14 protein-coding genes and 1 riboswitch are annotated in these 12,826 nt (G+C 73.4%); of the genes, 5 read left to right on the forward strand and 9 right to left on the reverse strand.

Annotated features, from left to right (window positions below):
- Positions 1 to 23: 23 nt before the first annotated feature.
- The 5 genes from ACKUB9_RS01475 to ACKUB9_RS01495 form a co-directional block, all read right to left on the reverse strand.
- Positions 24 to 911, reverse strand: a complete 888-nt coding sequence (locus tag ACKUB9_RS01475; RefSeq protein WP_407518804.1) for a heme ABC transporter ATP-binding protein — start codon at positions 909 to 911, stop codon at positions 24 to 26.
- On the reverse strand, positions 904 to 1,983 hold the full coding sequence (locus ACKUB9_RS01480) for a FecCD family ABC transporter permease (RefSeq protein WP_407518805.1): 1,080 nt from the start codon (positions 1,981 to 1,983) through the stop codon (positions 904 to 906). Before ACKUB9_RS01480 ends, ACKUB9_RS01475 begins: the two co-directional genes overlap by 8 nt.
- The gene (locus ACKUB9_RS01485; RefSeq protein WP_407518807.1) at positions 1,976 to 2,860 is read right to left on the reverse strand and encodes a heme/hemin ABC transporter substrate-binding protein; all 885 of its coding nucleotides are present in this window, start codon (positions 2,858 to 2,860) and stop codon (positions 1,976 to 1,978) included. The genes ACKUB9_RS01480 and ACKUB9_RS01485 overlap by 8 nt, the downstream gene beginning before the upstream one ends.
- Complete coding sequence (hemP, locus tag ACKUB9_RS01490; protein ID WP_410825741.1) at positions 2,857 to 3,063, reverse strand: hemin uptake protein HemP; 207 nt, start codon at positions 3,061 to 3,063, stop codon at positions 2,857 to 2,859. Before hemP ends, ACKUB9_RS01485 begins: the two co-directional genes overlap by 4 nt.
- A gap of 152 nt (positions 3,064 to 3,215) precedes the next feature.
- The gene (locus ACKUB9_RS01495) at positions 3,216 to 6,086 is read right to left on the reverse strand and encodes a phosphoenolpyruvate carboxylase (RefSeq protein ID WP_407518811.1); all 2,871 of its coding nucleotides are present in this window, start codon (positions 6,084 to 6,086) and stop codon (positions 3,216 to 3,218) included.
- A 296-nt stretch (positions 6,087 to 6,382) separates the two neighbouring features.
- On the opposite strand from ACKUB9_RS01495, the gene ACKUB9_RS01500 reads away from it, so the two are divergent.
- The 3 genes from ACKUB9_RS01500 to ACKUB9_RS01510 all read left to right on the forward strand — a co-directional run bounded on the left by ACKUB9_RS01500 (position 6,383) and on the right by ACKUB9_RS01510 (position 7,725).
- Positions 6,383 to 6,721: a hypothetical protein gene (locus ACKUB9_RS01500; RefSeq protein ID WP_407518812.1), complete on the forward strand. Its 339-nt coding sequence runs from the start codon at positions 6,383 to 6,385 to the stop codon at positions 6,719 to 6,721.
- Positions 6,722 to 6,753: 32 nt separating this feature from the next.
- A complete protein-coding gene (locus ACKUB9_RS01505) occupies positions 6,754 to 7,377 on the forward strand; it encodes an NADH-quinone oxidoreductase subunit E (RefSeq protein WP_407518814.1) in 624 nt (207 codons plus the stop codon).
- Between the two features lie 87 nt (positions 7,378 to 7,464).
- The gene (locus tag ACKUB9_RS01510; RefSeq protein WP_407518815.1) at positions 7,465 to 7,725 is read left to right on the forward strand and encodes a hypothetical protein; all 261 of its coding nucleotides are present in this window, start codon (positions 7,465 to 7,467) and stop codon (positions 7,723 to 7,725) included.
- A gap of 43 nt (positions 7,726 to 7,768) precedes the next feature.
- Here the strand turns inward: ACKUB9_RS01510 and ACKUB9_RS01515 are convergent, their stop codons facing one another.
- The gene (locus ACKUB9_RS01515; protein ID WP_407518817.1) at positions 7,769 to 8,044 is read right to left on the reverse strand and encodes a hypothetical protein; all 276 of its coding nucleotides are present in this window, start codon (positions 8,042 to 8,044) and stop codon (positions 7,769 to 7,771) included.
- Positions 8,045 to 8,050: 6 nt separating this feature from the next.
- Positions 8,051 to 8,302, reverse strand: a complete 252-nt coding sequence (locus ACKUB9_RS01520) for a hypothetical protein (protein WP_407518818.1) — start codon at positions 8,300 to 8,302, stop codon at positions 8,051 to 8,053.
- A 268-nt stretch (positions 8,303 to 8,570) separates the two neighbouring features.
- Between ACKUB9_RS01520 and ACKUB9_RS01525 the strand changes: the two genes are divergently transcribed.
- Positions 8,571 to 9,323, forward strand: a complete 753-nt coding sequence (locus tag ACKUB9_RS01525; protein ID WP_407518820.1) for a Crp/Fnr family transcriptional regulator — start codon at positions 8,571 to 8,573, stop codon at positions 9,321 to 9,323.
- Positions 9,324 to 9,446: 123 nt separating this feature from the next.
- Positions 9,447 to 9,977 carry a ComEA family DNA-binding protein gene (locus ACKUB9_RS01530; RefSeq protein WP_407518822.1) on the forward strand — a complete coding sequence of 177 codons (531 nt, stop codon included), beginning with the start codon at positions 9,447 to 9,449 and terminating at the stop codon, positions 9,975 to 9,977.
- Positions 9,978 to 10,060: 83 nt separating this feature from the next.
- Here the strand turns inward: ACKUB9_RS01530 and ACKUB9_RS01535 are convergent, their stop codons facing one another.
- Both ACKUB9_RS01535 and ACKUB9_RS01540 read right to left on the reverse strand, forming a co-directional pair.
- On the reverse strand, positions 10,061 to 11,344 hold the full coding sequence (locus ACKUB9_RS01535) for a D-amino acid dehydrogenase (RefSeq protein ID WP_407518824.1): 1,284 nt from the start codon (positions 11,342 to 11,344) through the stop codon (positions 10,061 to 10,063).
- Positions 11,345 to 11,473: 129 nt separating this feature from the next.
- A riboswitch (glycine riboswitch) is annotated at positions 11,474 to 11,578 on the reverse strand.
- 136 nt (positions 11,579 to 11,714) lie between these two features.
- Positions 11,715 to 12,677: a CobW family GTP-binding protein gene (locus tag ACKUB9_RS01540; protein WP_407518825.1), complete on the reverse strand. Its 963-nt coding sequence runs from the start codon at positions 12,675 to 12,677 to the stop codon at positions 11,715 to 11,717.
- Between the last annotated feature and the right edge of the window lie 149 nt (positions 12,678 to 12,826).

Raw genomic sequence — 12,826 nt, forward strand, 5'->3', positions numbered from 1 at the left:
AGAAGCGCAATCGCTGCTGGTGTTTAGCCCGGTTCCAGACTGCTCCTGGCGGGATTTCTCCCTGGACCAGTTCGAAGGGCCGAAGCGGGGGATTGTGGCGCGCCGGCCACAGAGCGGCGCGGCAGGATGAAGGGCTGTCCCGGCGGCGCCTGCCCGACCGGCCAGCCGACGTTGAACACCGCCGCCACGAGGTCGTCGCGCAGGATCGCGCCGGGCGGGCCGCGCTCGACGAGGCGGCCGTCATGCATCACGAGCAGCGTGTCCGCGTAGGCCGCCGCGAGGTTGAGGTCGTGCAGGATGGCGAGCACGGCCGTGCCGGCCTGTGCGAGGGATCGGGCCGCGTCGAGCAGTTGCGCCTGGTGGTGGAGGTCGAGGCTCGCGGTCGGCTCGTCGAGGAAGAGCACCTGCTGCGGCGCCACGCTGCGCCCGGCGGCGAGCTGGCAGAGCACCCGCGCGAACTGCACCCGGGCCTGCTCGCCCCCCGAGAGGCTGGGATAGGAGCGCGCGGCGAGATGCGCCACATCCGCCTGCGCCAGGGAAGCGGCGAGGATGAGGTCGCGGTCCCGCAGCGTCAGTCCGCGCCCGATGCCGTCGAGCCCGATCCGCGCCACCTCGGCGACCGTGAACGGGAAGGCGAGCCGCGCGGCCTGGGGCAGCACGGCGCGCAGGGTCGCGAGGCGCCATGCCGGGATCCGGCCCACCGCCTCGCCCGCGTAGGATACGCTCCCCCGCGAGGGCGCGATCTCCCCCGCGAGCAGGCGCAGCAGGGTCGACTTGCCGGCCCCGTTCGGGCCGATGATCACCTGCACGGTGCCCGGCGCCAGCGCCAGCGAGACGTTTCGGACGAGGAGGCGGCGCCCCGCCGCGAAGTCCACGCCGTGCGCCTCCACCAGCGGCGCGGGCTCACGCATCGAGGACACGGGCGCGCCCCATCAGGAGCCAGAGGAAGAACGGCGCGCCGATGAGCGCCGTGACGATGCCGATCGGCAGTTCCGCCGGGCTCGCGACGAGGCGCGCCGCCACGTCGGCGAGCACGAGGAGCGCCGCGCCCAGGAGCGCCGAGGCCGGCAGCAGCCGGCGATGCTCGGGGCCGACGAGGAGGCGCAGGCCGTGCGGCACCACGAGCCCGACGAAGCCGATCACGCCGGCCGCCGCGACGCTCGCGCCCACCGCCGCCGCGACGAGGACGATCGCGGCGCGCTTCAGGACCTGCACCGGCACGCCGAGGTGGAAGGCCTCCGCCTCGCCGAGCACCAGGGCGTTCAGGCCGCGCCCGAGGAACGGCACGCCGATCAGCACCGGGAGGATGGCCGGCGCGCTCGCCCAGACCTTGGCCCAGGTGGCGCCCGCGAGGCTGCCCAGCGACCAGAAGGTCAGGTCGCGCAGCTGTCGGTCGTCCGAGAGGTAGATGAGGATGCCCGTGAGGGCGCCCGCGAGCGCGCCCAGCGCCAGGCCGGCCAGCAGCAGGGTCGCGACCGATGTCCGTCCTCCGCTTGTGGCGAGGGCGTAGAGGAGCGCCGTCGTCGCCAAGCCCCCCAGGAAGGCGCCGACGGGCAACGCGAGGAACGGGACGGGGCCCGGCAGGCCGAGGATCGCCAGCAGCCGGTCGCCGGCCACCACCACGCAGGCCGCCGCGAGCCCCGCCCCGGCCGAGACGCCAACCAGCCCGGGATCGGCCAGCGGATTGCGGAAGAGGCCCTGCATCAGGGCGCCGGAGACCGCCAGCGCCGCCCCGACCAGCAGGCCCAGAAGGGTGCGCGGCAGGCGGATGTTGAGCACCACGAAGGCGTCCCGCGCCAGCGCCGGATCAGCGGCGCCGCGCCACAACACCTCGGCAACGCGGGCCGGCGGGATGGCGATGGCGCCCGCCGCGAGCGAGACGAGTGCCGCCGCCGCCACGAGGAGGACGAGCGCGGGGAAGAGGAGGAGGCCGGTGCGCCGCCGCGGGAGGGCGGCCTGCGCGAGGGGCGCGGCCTCAGCCACGCGACAGGTCGGGATGGAGCGCCCGCATCAGGTCCCGGGCCGCCTGCGGCGTGCGCGGGCCGAAGCCGAGGAGGAGGAGCCCGTCGAGGGTCACGAGCGCGTGCCGCCTGGCCGCGGGCGTCTGGCTGAGGCCCGGCTGCGCGAAGACGGCCTCGGGCGTCGCCGTGCCGTGCCCGGTCCGCATCATCACCACCGCCTCGGGGGCCGCCGCGATGACGGCCTCGTCCCCCATCGGCTTGAAGCCCTCGATGCCCTCGGCGGCATTCGTCGCGCCGGCCAGTCTCAGGATGCCGTCGGCGGTGCTGTTGCGCCCGCCCGCGAGCAGGCGCCCGTTCTGAAGCGACAGGACGACCAGGGCGCGGGTGGGGCGCGTGATCCGGCCGCGCTCGACCGCGAGGGCGGCGAAGTCGGCGCGCACCTCGGCGGCGAGCCGGCCCGCCTCGTCGTCAAGGCCGGCGTGGCGGCCGACCGCGACGATCCGGTCGAGGACGCCCGCCTCCGTCGGGGCCTCCGCCACCGAGGCCACCGGGATGCCGGCCTCGCGCACGAGCGCGAGCACGTCCGGCGGTCCGGCGCCCTCGGTGGCGATGACGAGGTCGGGCCGCGCCGAGAGCAGCCCCTCGGCCGACAGGGCCCGCAGGTAGCCGACGTTCGGTTTGTCGCGCAGGGCCTCCGCCGGATAGAGGCTCGTCGTGTCGACCGCGACGACCCGCTCGGCGGCGCCGATCCGGTACAGGATCTCGGTCACCGCGCCCCCGAGCGAGACGATGCGGGCCGCCGGTGCGGCCCGCACGGCGCGGGGACAGGCGGCGAGGCTGGCCGCACCGACCAGCACGGCGCGGCGGGACCAGTGCGGAGGGGCGGAGGCGCGCGTCATTTCGTGAGGATCAGCTTGTCGTTGGCGGTGATGCGCAGCCTGTAGCGTTCGCCCGCGTGCAGGATGATCACCTCGCGGCGTCCGCTCATCAGCGAGGCCGTCCGGATCACGCCGTCGGGGGCGAAGCAGCGACCCTCGCCGGCATCCTGCCTGCCGCTCGCCGCATCGCTCGTTTCACCGTCAGGCTTCGGTATGACATGCATTGTGGAGGAACCTGTACTCTGGAATGTATCGATTCCAGAGTGTGAATACTGAAGCCCGGATGTCTTACGGGGGATCCTTGGGGCAGGCAAGGCAAGGGGCAGGCAAGCCGAGCCTGCGTGGCGGGCGCCGGGGCACGGCCCGGCGGCGCGGGTCAGCCGAAGGCCCCCACCTCGTGCTGGATCATGCCGCTGACCTCGCGCACCTGCGCGAACAGGCGGCCGATCGGTGCGAACAGGGTGCGGTGCTCGGTCTCGTAGGTGCCGACGCCGCGCGGGCCGGGCGGCTCGCCGAAATTGAGGCCGAGGGTCGGGTCCGGCGTGACCGGGAAGATCTCTTCCAGCATCGTCAGGCAGGCATCGACGTCGAGGCGCAGCAGCCGCTCCAGCAGCGATTCCCGGGTGACGCCGCCCTGGGGCCGGAAGTCCGGGATGTGCACCGCCAGGAACCAGATCCGGTGGACGAGCGCGAGGCGCAGGCCGTGCAGCAGGGCCAGCCGCACCGGCATGCTGCCGAGGTCGGGCGCCACGGATTGCAGCATCAGGTGGTCGTGCGTGAGGCGCCCGAACAGCCGGCGCAGGCGGGGCGCGAGGTCGAGCCGGTCGAGGGCCGCCGCTATGGCGACGATTTCTTCGCGCCGGCCGTCCCGCGTCGCCCGCCGCGCCCGCTCCAGCCACATGCCGGGATCGAGCGTGTCGATGTAGGCGCGCAGCACGTCGAGGTCGCTGTGGCCGGCGGCGTGCTGCGCGAGGCTGAAGGCGCGGCCGAACCGCTCCGACTGGGCGCGCATGTCGCGAAACAGGTCGGGCGCCCGGGCCGCGGCGAGCCCGATGCCGTGCAGGGAATTCGCCAGGTAGCCGAGCTGCTGCAGGATGGCGTTGTTGGGGATGGCGCGCATCTGGCGCGGATGGGTGATGGCCGCGGGGCCGCCCGCGTCCGACTGCCGGGCGACCGGGCGCGAGCCGGTGCGGTCGATGAGGCTCGGGCCGAAGGTGCCGAGCAGCGCCGCGTAGCCCGGATCGTCCACGAGGGTGCCCATCGACTGGCGCACGCCGGTGAAGAACTCGGTGGCGAAGTCCGGCTCGTCGTAGATCGGATCGGGCGCCGGCTCGCCGGCCGCGAAGACGTGCTCGACGATGCGCAGCACGGTCGCCCGGGCGAGCGGGGCGGTGCCGAACATCAGGTAGCCGTCGCTGCCCTGGAAGCTCGATTCGAGCCGGACCTTGAGATGGGCCTCGCGGTTGCGCTGCCGCGCGTGGCCGGGAGCGAGGTAGGCGAGGCGGTCCTTCAGGCTGGCCGGGTGGGCGCCCCGGCCGATCGATTCGCCGTGGGTGTCGAAGATGATGAGCTCGACGTCCGTGAGGTCGTTCTGGACCATCAGCTCGGCGATGCGGAAGCGCAGGCGCTCGATCCAGAAGGTGGCGGCGATCTGCCCGACGTAGCGGCCGGAATCCGAGTAGCCGAACTGCACCACCAGCCGGCCGAGGCGCTTGAGGTAGCGCCGCCAATGGGGTGAGCGCAGGGCGTCCTCGATCACGTGCACGCCCTGCTCCAGGGCCGAGGCGGTCTCGAACAGCGGGGTGATCTCGACCTTGTCGCCGATGCCGAAATGCTCCGCGAGCCAGAGCGCGGCCAGCAGGGTGTAGCCGGTCTCGGTCTCGGCGATGAGGAAGCGGACCGGGTGGGTGCCGTCCACGTGCTTGAGGATCTGGGCGACCGTCATCATCAGGCGCGCCGCCGAGGCCCGCTCGGCGGCGAGCGCCCCGAAATCCACCGGCACCGCCGCGACGTCGTCGAGGAGCGCGTTGATGGCGGTCAGATGCGAGCGGCGCTGCGCCGGATCGATCGGATCGCCGTCGCGGTCGAGCGTCCGGCGCACCGCGTTGTGGACCTGCGTGGCGTTGAGCCGGAAATGCGGCAGGCCGTTCTGGAGCCCGTGCGCGGCGCAGCCCGCCCGCAGCACGCAGAGCTGCAGGCGCGCCTCGTCGTCGGCGGCGCCGGCGATCGCGGCGTCGAGGGCGGCGATGAGCGGCCCGGCCTCGGTCTGGGCGCGCTCGCGCTCGATGATCAGCGCCAGGGCGAAGCGGTGGACCACGTCGAGGCCCGGCTGGTCGCCGAGCTTGGGGGCCACCGCGAGCTGGCGCGCCACCGCGTCGCGCGCGCTCTGGGCGAGGCGCCGGGCCGGGGCGGCGGCGGGGTCGTCGGGCAGCTGCGCCAGCACCCGGTCGAGCTGGGCGCCCTTCGATTCGAGCCGGTAGCGCAGGGTGTCCCACCAGCCGATATCGGTGCGCCCGTCGGTGTCGCAGCCGACCCAGGAGGCGAGCACCACGGGCTGGGGCACGAGGTCGCTCCAGCGCTCGGGCCAGCGCGCGCGGGCGGCGCGCAGCAGCGCCGCGTTGAGCGCGTCGAGGGCCGCCCGGCCGTGCTGGACGGCGTGGCGGGCCTGCGCGAACTCGTCGTTGAGGGTGATGACCGGGTCGGGCCGGGCGGACAGGCCGGCGACCTCGGCGAGCCGCCCGCGTCGCGCCTCGGCCCGCGGCAGCGAGGCGGCTTCCGCGAGCGCGTGCGCCACGGCCTTGGGCATGCCGAAGGTCGGGTGCGCGGTGAAGACCGCCGCGAAGCGCGGGCGCTCCAGCCGCGCCCGGGCGGCCTCGAACGCCGCCTCCCCCGATGGCGTCCCGTCCGGAAAAACCTCGCCGATCACGAGCGGCACCGCGGCCTCGAGGTCGTCGCCCGCGCCCTCGTCCAGGCCCAGATAGGCGCGCAGACGGGCCGCCCGCTCCTCCAGCGCCTGCAGCCGCAGGCTCGCGAACAGCCCGTCGAGGTCGGCCTCGGTCACCTCGCCCCGGTCCATGCGGCGGCTGATCGCCAGCGCGACCGTCAGGACGGGGTTGCGGAACGGATCCTCGCTCGCCTGCTGGCGGGCCTGCTCCACGAGGCCCGCGAGGTCGTCCTCCAGGGTCTCCGGCAGGGTCTCCGGGCCGCGGCGCGGGTCGGGGGTCTCGTCGGGCCTGTTCATCGGCATCTCGTCACACGCCTTGCGATCCGCGGATGCGGGGGCTCGCGAGCCCAGGCAAGGACCGTTCCGGCGCGGCGCGCCGGAGCCGGGCGGTGTCGCCGGAGGGCTCGCCGGGATGGTTAGCATACCGCGACGTCATGACGACTCGTCCGGCTCTCTGCCCGGTGGAAGACGGTCCGGGCGGGTCCCGCGCGGGCCTGTCCTCCCGCCCGGCGCTTGCCTTTTGCGGCCGCAGGCGGTCAATCGGGGGATTCGCCGCGCGCGTCACGAACGAGGCGCCGACGCTCCCTCGGCCGGTGCCGATGGGACGACGGCCGGGCTGGGTGGAGATGGTCGGGATCCTGGTTGCCGCGGCAGCGATTCTCCTCGTGGGCATCGGCCTGCTGATCGTCCGCGCCGGGAACCAGCGCCCGCCGCTGCGCCTGCCGCGCGAATACGCGCTGGAGGAGCGCGGGGAGGAGCTCTACGACGTCGAGGGGCCGCGGCCCGCGAGCCCCGTCGACCGGACCGCCACCGTGCTGGAGAGCGGCACGGACCGGCCCGGGCCGGAGGAGGTGCCGGCCCTGCCCGCGCCCCGCCGCACCCCGCCTCTGATCATCGAGCACGACCCCGGCGAGCATCGCGACGAGGGGGCGCGATGACGGGTCTGAAAGGGAATCACGTGTGGAGAGGCATGAGGGCCGGGGCCGGGTTCGCCCATGGCTATTTCACCCTGGCCCTTCTCACCCTGGCCCTCGCGGCCGGGGCCGCCGGCGCCCAGGAGTCGTCCGCGGTCGGCTGCGGCCGGCAGGCGGCGCAGTTCGCGGGCGGGGGCAATTTCAGCCTCTGGGTGACGCGCCGGGGTGTTTTGACCCGCGACAATCCCCTGCGCCCCCTCTCGCCCGAGGTGCTGGAGGTGCTGCAGGTGGTCATCCGCGGCAAGGCCGCGACCGCCTACGGCCCCGACCCCGACAACCTGCGCCGCGGCCCGGCGCCCGCGAGCCTCGAATCGCAGAGCGGCGGCGCACCGATTCGCTGGGGAGAGACCGCGGACGGTCTGCCCGCGACCCTGCGCATCCGGGCCGACGACAGCACGGCGGTGCTGGCCGAGCTGCGCTTCCGGGCCTGCGGGGACGCCCCGAAGGTGGCCGAGCCGAAGCGGCCCGCGGCCAAGACCGCCGGCACGGAGGGCGAGCCCGGGGCGGAGAAACCCGCCAAGCCGAGGCCCCAGGCCAAACCCCAGGGCAAGCCGCAGCCCAAGCCCGAGCCGACCCACACGCCGGGCGGCTTCGTGCTGCCCCAGGGCGCGATTCCGTGAGGAAGGGGAGGCGGGAACGAACGCGGCGCCCGGCCTTTGACCCCCGGATCGGCGCGGACCTGCGCCGGCTCTGATCGGGAGATGGGGATGATCGGATCCTGGCTGCGCCTCTCCATGGAGGCGGCCCGCCTCGCCGCCGAGGCCAACATGGTGATCGGCCTGCGGGTGGCCAAGCTCTCCCGCGGCGGCCCGGCCGCCCGGAAGGAGGCCCGCCGCATGGTCTCGGAGAAGGTCGAGGCCGCGGGGCGCGCCGCGCATCTCACGGCCTCGGGCGGCACGCCCCTGCAGGTGGTGAAGGGCTACCGGCGCAAGGTGCGCGCCAACGCGAAGCGGCTGCGCAAGGGATGAGCACACCGGGTCGCAGCCTCGGCCGCGACCCCGGAGAGGCAGCCTACTTGCGGGCCGCCATCATGTCGTGGGCGAGCACGGTGAGCTTGCCGATCAGGCTCGATATGTCCCCGTGCGTGCAGGACCATTGGGTCCCGATCGAGCCGCCGTCGGCGGAGACCGACACGACCGCGACCGAGCGCAGCTTGCCCTCGCGGGCAAGGCGGAGCTGCTCCTGCAGCACCTCGATCATCGAGACGGTGCCCTCGTCCGCGGGTGCGGCCGTGACGACCTGGGGGAAGGTGAGCACGCGGGTCTGTTCGGAGGCGGGTTCGGTCATGGAACTCTAGCGCACGCGGGTTGAGACAGCGGTCGGGGTGGCAGCCTCCCGGTCGAGCCGCGCCAGGAGATCCGCGAGGCTGACCGCGAGGTCGGAAGGCATGACCTCCGACAGGCAGGGGTCGAAGACCGCCTGCAGGCCGGGGGCGAGGGCGAGGGCGAGGTGCTCGCCGCCGCACGGGGAGGCTTCGGGGCTCCGAAGCGCGGGCTGGACCGGAACGGCGCGCAGCCACCGGCTCGGTCGGGTCTGGGACGTCATCGCTCCCTCCGGGGCTACACGTCGTCTCTCCCGGCGCAACCCTGCCGATCCATGCGCGGATCACAATCCCCCGTCTGCGGCCGAGCTTCCGGTTCCGGATGCGTTGTGGTGGTGGGGCAACACCGGCAGGAGGCGGCCCTCGGCGGACGCTCAGCGTGTGAAAAGGGCGGAGGCGTGGACACGCCGCCGGCCAGGCATTAACATGGGTTAAATCAAAAAGGGGAGGCTTGCGTCCACACTACCGTCCGGTTGTGAGATCGACACCGCCTTGTCCCAGTTCCTGATCAGGAAACTCGAGCATTACGCCCGCCTGTCCGCCGGAGAGAAGGAATCGCTCGAGACGCTCACGCAGCTGCGGACGCGGCGGGTGCGCCCGCGCGACGACATCATCCACGAGGGCGACGCGCCGACCCTGATCAACGTGGTGCTGGAGGGCTGGGCCTGCCGCTACAAGACCCTGGAGGATGGCCGGCGCCAGATCATCGCGTACCTGCTGCCGGGCGACGTCTGCGACCTCAGCGCGCCGATCCTGCGGGAGATGGACCACTCGATCGCGGCCATCACGAGCGTCACCCTGGCGGAGATCACCGTGGAGGCGGTGGGGCATCTTTTCGCGGCCTCCCCGCGCCTGATGCAGGCCTTGTGCTGGGATGCCCTCGCGACCGCGTCGATCCAGCGGGAATGGACCGTCAATGTCGGGCAGCGCACCGCCTTCGAGCGGCTCGGGCATCTCCTGTGCGAATTGTTCGTGCGTCAGCGGCTCCTCGGCCTCACCCGGGGCGGCGTCTGCGACCTGCCGCTCACCCAGGCGGAGATCGCCGACACGATCGGCCTCTCGGTGGTGCACGTGAACCGCACCCTGCAGGACCTGCGCAGCGCCGGGCTGATCTCGCTCGGCGGGCGTGAGCTGACGATCCATCGGCTCGAAGCGCTGCAGCGGGCGGTGCTGTTCAACGCCAACTACCTGCATCTCGGCCACGAGGGCCGCCACCTCGATGCGCCGGTTCCCGCAAGTTCCTGAGACAAGGTCCTGACAGCGGCCGGAAACCCCTTCCGGCCGGCCCGGACGTCCTTCGCCGCCCGTCACTAAAATGACACGGTCGTCCTGAGGCTCGCCGCCCATCACGCCCCGGAACCCATCCGTATGCTGACCGGATCAGCCATCGCGCGCGCGCTCATCATCGTGGTCCTGGCCGCGGGCCTCGCCGGCCTGTGGCATGCGCTGATGCCGGCATCCCGGGAGCCGGAGGCTCCCCCCGCGGCGACATCCCCGGCGACGGCTCCACCGGCGGCGCCCGCCCCACGCCCGCCCGAGCCCCCGCCGCCCGTCGCGGAGCGGCCGGTCGGTCCGGTGGCGGAGCCCGCTTCCCCTCGTCCGCCGGCCCCCCTCACGCCCGCGCCTCCGATCGCCGAGGCGCCTCCCGCGCCGCCGTCCTTCTCGCCGCCGGCCGCCGCACCGCCCGAGCCGGCCGCCGAGGCGCCAAGGACGACCATCGGGGCGGTGGACCTCAACACCGCGTCGCTGGCCGAGCTGAACGGCCTGCGCGGCGGCGGATTGATCGGCAAGGCGATCATCGCGGGGCGCCCCTACGCCGCCCCGCAGGACCTGCTCTCGAAGCGCATCCTGAGCCGGGCGGTGTTCGAGCGGATCAAGGATCAGGTCACGGTGCGCTGACAGCCCACGGTGCGCTGACGGCGCTCAAGGCTCGGCATGGCGGCGGACCGCGGTGCGGTCCGCCGGTTCGGCTCCCGCCCGGTTCAGGCGGCGAGCGGCATCGGGATCTCGGTCCGGCGCTCGGTCACGAGGTCGGCGGCGATGCGGCCGGAGCCGGCCGCCATGGTCCAGCCGAGGGTGCCGTGGCCGGTGTTGAGGACGAGCCCGCCGATGCGGGTGCGGCCGAGATAGGGCACGTTCGAGGGGGTGGTGGGGCGCAGGCCCGTCCAGGCGGTGGCCTGCGCGAAGTTGCCCGCGGCCGGGAAGGTGCGGCGGGCATTGTCCAGGATCACCGCGACGCGCTCGGCGTCGAGGTGGCGGGAGTAGCCCGACAGCTCGGCGGTGCCCGCCACGCGCAGGTGCGTGCCGAGGTTGGAGTAGACGAGCTTGTGCTCGTCGTCCGTGAGGCTGACCTGCGGCGCGCCGTTCGCCCCCTCGATCGGAATCGAGACCGAGTAGCCCTTGGCCGGGTAGATCGCGAGGTTGACGCCGTAGGGGCGCAGGAACGGCGCCGACCACGCGCCCATCGACACCACGACGTTGGGTGCGTGCAGGCGGGTGTGGCCGCCCTCCACGGTCGCCTCGACGCCGGCGACGCGGGCGCCGTCCGCCGAGAGCAGCAGCCGCGTCGCCTCGGCGCCGTACAGGAAGGTCGCGCCCATGGCCTGGCAGCGCGCGGCGAGCGCCTGGGTGAAGGCGCGCGCGTCCCCGCTCTCGTCCTCGGCCGTGTAGGTGGCGCCGACGATCGAGCCGATCGCGTGCGCGAAGGCGGGCTCGATCGCCAGCACCTCGTCGCGGCCGATCACCCGGCGCTCGCAGCCGTGCTCGCGCATCAGCTCGGCCACCGGCTTGGCCGCCTCGAACTCCCGGGCGTCGCGGTAGAAGTGCAGGATGCCGAGCGTGCGCTGGGCGTAGTCGATCCGCTCGGCGGTGCGGATCTCCTGCAGCTTGGCGCGGCTGTAGGCGCCCAGCCGCACGATCTCCAGGGTGTTGCGGCGCGCCCGCTCGGGCGTGCAATTGCGCAGGAAGCCGGCGATCCAGGCCCACTGGTGCCGGTCGAGGCGCGGCGTGAAGACGAGTGGCGCCTGCCGGTCGAACAGCCACTTCATCACCTTGAGCGGCGCGGACGGGTTCGCCCACGGCTCGGCGTGGCTCACCGAGATCTGGCCGCCATTGGCGAAGCTGGTCTCGCGCCCGGCCGCGCCCTGGCGGTCGATCACGCAGACCGAGAGACCGGCGCGCGCCGCCCAGTAGGCGGTGGCGGTGCCGACGACGCCCGCGCCGAGCACGATGAGGTCGTAGGAGGTCGAGGAGTTCGGGGCCGACATGCGTTCCATCCTTCCCGCCGGTTCCGGGCGGGTGGTGAGGGGTGGAACTCTGTTCGGTCGGCCTGAGAGATTCGCCGGCGGGTCGGTCGGCTTGCTCCATCGGCGGGCTCGCGCCCTCTCCAGAGTGCCCTCTCGCTCGCGGTCCTTCTACCTGAGAGCTTCGGCGCGGAGCACGGCTCCGGGCGTTTCCCCTTCGGTGCCGGCCAAGGGACCGGTCTCTCCCGCGAGCATCAACGGACGGTCGTGGCCATAGCACGCGGCGGACGGGACCTGAAGCGCAAAGGGCGGGCGCCGTGCCGGAATCGCGGGCAGCGCGGCGCGGATCTCACGCCCCCGACGGTGCCGGCGGGCGGGCTCTCCCCTCGCGCGGTCAGGCCCGCGTCGCCTCGAAGCCGCGGCGGATCTGGTCCGCATCGAGGTTGCGGCCGATGAAGACGACGCGCGATTCGCGCGGGTCCCCCGGCTTCCACTCGTCCTGCAGGTCGCCGTCGAGGATCATGTGCACGCCCTGGAAGACGAAGCGGCGCGGCTCGTCGGGGAAGCTGACGATGCCCTTGCAGCGCAGGATGTCGGGGCCCTGCACCTGGGTGAGGTCCGAGATCCAGGGCATGAACTTGTTCGGGTCGACCGCCCCCGGCAGCCGCGCCGAGATCGACTGGATGTCGTCGGCGTGGTGATGGTGGTGGCCCTCCTCCAGGAACTCGGGCTCCACCGTGATGATCCGGTCGAGGTCGAACGCCTTGCGGTCGAGCACCGCGTCGAGGGGCACGGCGCAACGCACGGTGCGGTGGATGACGGCCGAGGGGTTGATCGCCCGGATCCGGCGCTCGACCTCGGCGAGGCCCGCCTCGTCCACGAGGTCGGCCTTGTTGAGCAGGATCACGTCCGCGAAGGCGATCTGGTTCTTGGCCTCGGGGGCGTCCTTCAGGCGCTCGGCGAGCCACTTGGCATCCGCCACCGTCACCACCGCATCGAGGCGCGCGGCCTCGCCCACGTCCTGGTCGACGAAGAAGGTCTGGGCCACCGGGGCCGGGTCGGCGAGGCCGGTCGTCTCGACGATGATCGCGTCGAACTTGGCCCTTCGCTTCATCAGGCCGTCCATGATGCGGATCAAGTCGCCGCGCACGGTGCAGCAGATGCAGCCGTTGTTCATCTCGAACACTTCCTCGTCGGCCCCGACCACGAGGTCGTTGTCGATGCCGATCTCGCCGAACTCGTTGACGATCACGGCGTAGCGCTTGCCGTGCGGCTCGGTGAGGATGCGGTTGAGGAGGGTGGTCTTGCCGGCGCCGAGGTAGCCGGTGAGCACGGTGACGGGGATCTTGTCCGACATGCGGCGACTCTTCGTGGGGCTGGATGGCCGGATCGGGCGGCGCGGGAGGCAACGATATAGTGTGTCACGCCGCCTCCCGCGAGAGCGGCCCGCTCGGCGGAATCGCGGGGGGCGATTCCGCCGAGGCTCGTGCTTGCGCATCATGTCCG

Source organism: Methylobacterium oryzisoli (genome assembly GCF_046557895.1).
Classification (GTDB): domain Bacteria; phylum Pseudomonadota; class Alphaproteobacteria; order Rhizobiales; family Beijerinckiaceae; genus Methylobacterium; species Methylobacterium oryzisoli.

Excerpts from the sequence above, each read along its gene's own strand:
- ACKUB9_RS01535 (WP_407518824.1), bottom strand. The coding sequence starts at position 11,344 with ATGTCGGCCCCGAACTCCTCGACCTCCTACGACCTCATCGTGCTCGGC.
- ACKUB9_RS01500 (WP_407518812.1), top strand. The coding sequence starts at position 6,383 with ATGGGACGACGGCCGGGCTGGGTGGAGATGGTCGGGATCCTGGTTGCC.
- ACKUB9_RS01520 (WP_407518818.1), bottom strand. The coding sequence starts at position 8,302 with ATGACGTCCCAGACCCGACCGAGCCGGTGGCTGCGCGCCGTTCCGGTC.
- ACKUB9_RS01505 (WP_407518814.1), top strand. The coding sequence starts at position 6,754 with ATGAGGGCCGGGGCCGGGTTCGCCCATGGCTATTTCACCCTGGCCCTT.
- ACKUB9_RS01475 (WP_407518804.1), bottom strand. The coding sequence starts at position 911 with ATGCGTGAGCCCGCGCCGCTGGTGGAGGCGCACGGCGTGGACTTCGCG.
- ACKUB9_RS01540 (WP_407518825.1), bottom strand. The coding sequence starts at position 12,677 with ATGTCGGACAAGATCCCCGTCACCGTGCTCACCGGCTACCTCGGCGCC.
- ACKUB9_RS01485 (WP_407518807.1), bottom strand. The coding sequence starts at position 2,860 with ATGACGCGCGCCTCCGCCCCTCCGCACTGGTCCCGCCGCGCCGTGCTG.
- hemP (WP_410825741.1), bottom strand. The coding sequence starts at position 3,063 with ATGCATGTCATACCGAAGCCTGACGGTGAAACGAGCGATGCGGCGAGC.
- ACKUB9_RS01510 (WP_407518815.1), top strand. The coding sequence starts at position 7,465 with ATGATCGGATCCTGGCTGCGCCTCTCCATGGAGGCGGCCCGCCTCGCC.
- ACKUB9_RS01515 (WP_407518817.1), bottom strand. The coding sequence starts at position 8,044 with ATGACCGAACCCGCCTCCGAACAGACCCGCGTGCTCACCTTCCCCCAG.
- ACKUB9_RS01495 (WP_407518811.1), bottom strand. The coding sequence starts at position 6,086 with ATGCCGATGAACAGGCCCGACGAGACCCCCGACCCGCGCCGCGGCCCG.
- ACKUB9_RS01530 (WP_407518822.1), top strand. The coding sequence starts at position 9,447 with ATGCTGACCGGATCAGCCATCGCGCGCGCGCTCATCATCGTGGTCCTG.